Raw genomic sequence first — 2414 nt, forward strand, 5'->3', positions numbered from 1 at the left:
GCAGGAAGGGACCTATACGGTTGACTTATACCTCTCATACTCAGACGGTGAACCTGTTCAAGGCGCAACTTATACTCTAACCGACCAATCTGACGCCGTATTTGAAGGAACATTGGATAACAGCGGTAAGGCTTCGGTCGGTGGCATTGCTCCGGGTGAGTTTGCCATTGAGTACGGCGAGGACAGCCGAGACTTTATGCCGAATGTGCCAACTAAGACCAATCCGAACTTTAATCCGAGTGCGAACGCTCAACTGATCATTGAAGAAACAAAGAAAGGTGAAGTTAGCTTCTGGGAAAATACTTGGACGCGAATGTCTGGTGCTGCCAGTTGGATTTGGGGCGTGATTCTTGGTGATTTCAACGATGATGCTTCCGTTGAGCAAATCATCGCCAATACAGCGCTGACGATGATCCCTGTTGTCGACCAAGCCGCTGACGTGCGCGATTTATCAGCGAACATTATGACTTTGTTGAGCGAAGAAGAGCGTGATAAGCCCGAAAACTGGTTAGCGCTTTCACTTACCCTTGTCGGCTGTGTTCCTACATTTGGTAGTGCAGTAAAAGGTACGTGTAAAGTTGCGCTAAAAGGCGGCAAAGGGACATCAAAAGATACTTTGTTAGCTGTTTTAAGAGGCATGGGTAAAGGCGATCCAGAAAAATTCTTGCGTACATTAGATTGGATGGATTACGCCAAGCAAACCAGCCAAATTGTTAGTGATGTTTTAAAACCTTGTATTGAAGTGGCAACTGAGTTGGCTTCATACGCAAACAGAATGGGTGCAGATGAGCTTGGTGCGTATTTCTTGAAGTTAGCGGATGAGGTAAAAATCATCGACAAGATGGTACCCGACAAACTAAAAGAAGCGATGGGCAAGTTTGATGATCTTTTTGCTCGAATCTTAGGTAAGGGCGAGAAAACTTATCCAGCAAAAGTAAAACATAATACAGGTGAGTCTGCTCAGTCAGGAAAGAACTCTGCAAAGGCGAATGAGAAAAAGGGTAGCGAAGAGTTTCATTGCCCAGTTTGCGGGAAGAAACCTGAAAAGTGCGATGCTTATTAAACGATGATAATGATATGACTAAGATACGTAAAAAGCCTAATCACAGCCTAATCAATGGGTCAGGTGCAAAGTTAGCTGCCCAGATTCGGAAAAACAATGGATATGGATCCAATTTTAAGGAACACCCGTGGGCAGATAGCAGAGTAGAGAGTGAGCAATGTGGTCTAGAAGCGCACCATATCATTACTACGAAGAATTTGGATGCCCCTCAATGGAAAAAATATAGGGAAGCATATGAGTATGATATTAACTCTTGGGAAAATGGAGTGATGTTTCCCTCTGAGCCTGATATTGCTTGCCAAGCGTCTACTCACGTTCACCGTTCTAACCATAATGGTGGAATAGATTTCACGAGCGTTAAAACTAAATTTTGGAAGGGAAAGGACCCCAGTGTTGAAGTAAAAGATGATGTTGCTACATACCTACGAGGTTTAGATTATAAATACATAAAAGCTGTATACTCCGACATAGACTCAATTAAGCAGAATGCAAAATCGAAAGTGTATTGTAAACCAGGCAACAAAGAAAAATTTACATTACATATGAATCAAAAATCGAAAGCTATTCTAGCTAAACTTAACAGCTTTTTATACACTATTTCTACTTATGGTCATGACTATTCTCCTGTAAGTAAGGTCGGTGTGCTGGTGGTGACTCTGAAAACAAAAGTAAAAATAGAGGATGTTGTGAGCATCGCATGAAAAATACTTCACACGGCATCCTGAATCACCAAGATAATGAAATAAAACAAAGAACTTTAAAGGTCGGAAAATGAGCGATTATTACTTTGCTAGAGAAATTGTTGAAACACCACTTTATGATTTTCCGGATGAATTATCTGATTCGGTTCCATCCAACGTATTTACATATCCTAATCAGCCAATTCCGCTTGTAAAAAGGTTTGCTCCTACAGAAGGTTATAAGATTACTGATGTGTTTTTAATTCCTTCACTAGTAATAAGGAGTGATGTTTTTGAGAGTATTTCTTTCAATAACTTATTTGGAGTGAACTGGGTTGACATAACTCTTGTCGATAATGGAAATCATGCTTATAAAATGTTACAGCTTTGCAATGAAATAAACGTAATTGACAGAGATAAAAGTGACTTCGATTTTTACGATGAATTTGAAGGTGGAGAGTTTATCTCTGGAATGAATAGGTTGGTTGTAAATGATGATTTGATAGATAGCATAGAAGTTGAAAAAAGACTTATATTTAGGGATTCTGGTTGGAAGGATAAAATATTTTACCATAAGTCCATTATGGAAATGTTTCTTGAGCAGAAAGTACAGGGGATAGAATTTTTCTCTGTTGATGATTATTCGGAGTTTTTATAGATGTATATAAGAT

Annotated in this window: 3 protein-coding genes; all 3 read left to right on the top strand. The window is 39.6% G+C overall.

Annotation, left to right across the window (positions count from 1 at the left end):
* Nucleotides 1-1063, top strand: a 1063-nt coding sequence (locus tag OH459_RS27850) for a SpaA isopeptide-forming pilin-related protein (RefSeq protein ID WP_269989835.1), incomplete at its 5' end; no start/stop codon positions are given.
* Nucleotides 1064-1077: 14 nt separating this feature from the next.
* A complete protein-coding gene (locus tag OH459_RS27855; protein WP_269989836.1) occupies nt 1078-1764 on the top strand; it encodes an AHH domain-containing protein in 687 nt (228 codons plus the stop codon).
* Between the two features lie 70 nt (nt 1765-1834).
* Nucleotides 1835-2401, top strand: a complete 567-nt coding sequence (locus tag OH459_RS27860; protein ID WP_047515613.1) for an imm11 family protein — start codon at nt 1835-1837, stop codon at nt 2399-2401.
* The last annotated feature ends 13 nt before the right edge of the window (nt 2402-2414 follow it).

The sequence above is a fragment of the Vibrio sp. MM46 genome, from assembly GCF_027587135.1.
Taxonomy (GTDB): domain Bacteria; phylum Pseudomonadota; class Gammaproteobacteria; order Enterobacterales; family Vibrionaceae; genus Vibrio; species Vibrio harveyi.

Excerpts from the sequence above, each read along its gene's own strand:
- OH459_RS27855 (WP_269989836.1), top strand. The coding sequence starts at position 1,078 with ATGACTAAGATACGTAAAAAGCCTAATCACAGCCTAATCAATGGGTCA.
- OH459_RS27860 (WP_047515613.1), top strand. The coding sequence starts at position 1,835 with ATGAGCGATTATTACTTTGCTAGAGAAATTGTTGAAACACCACTTTAT.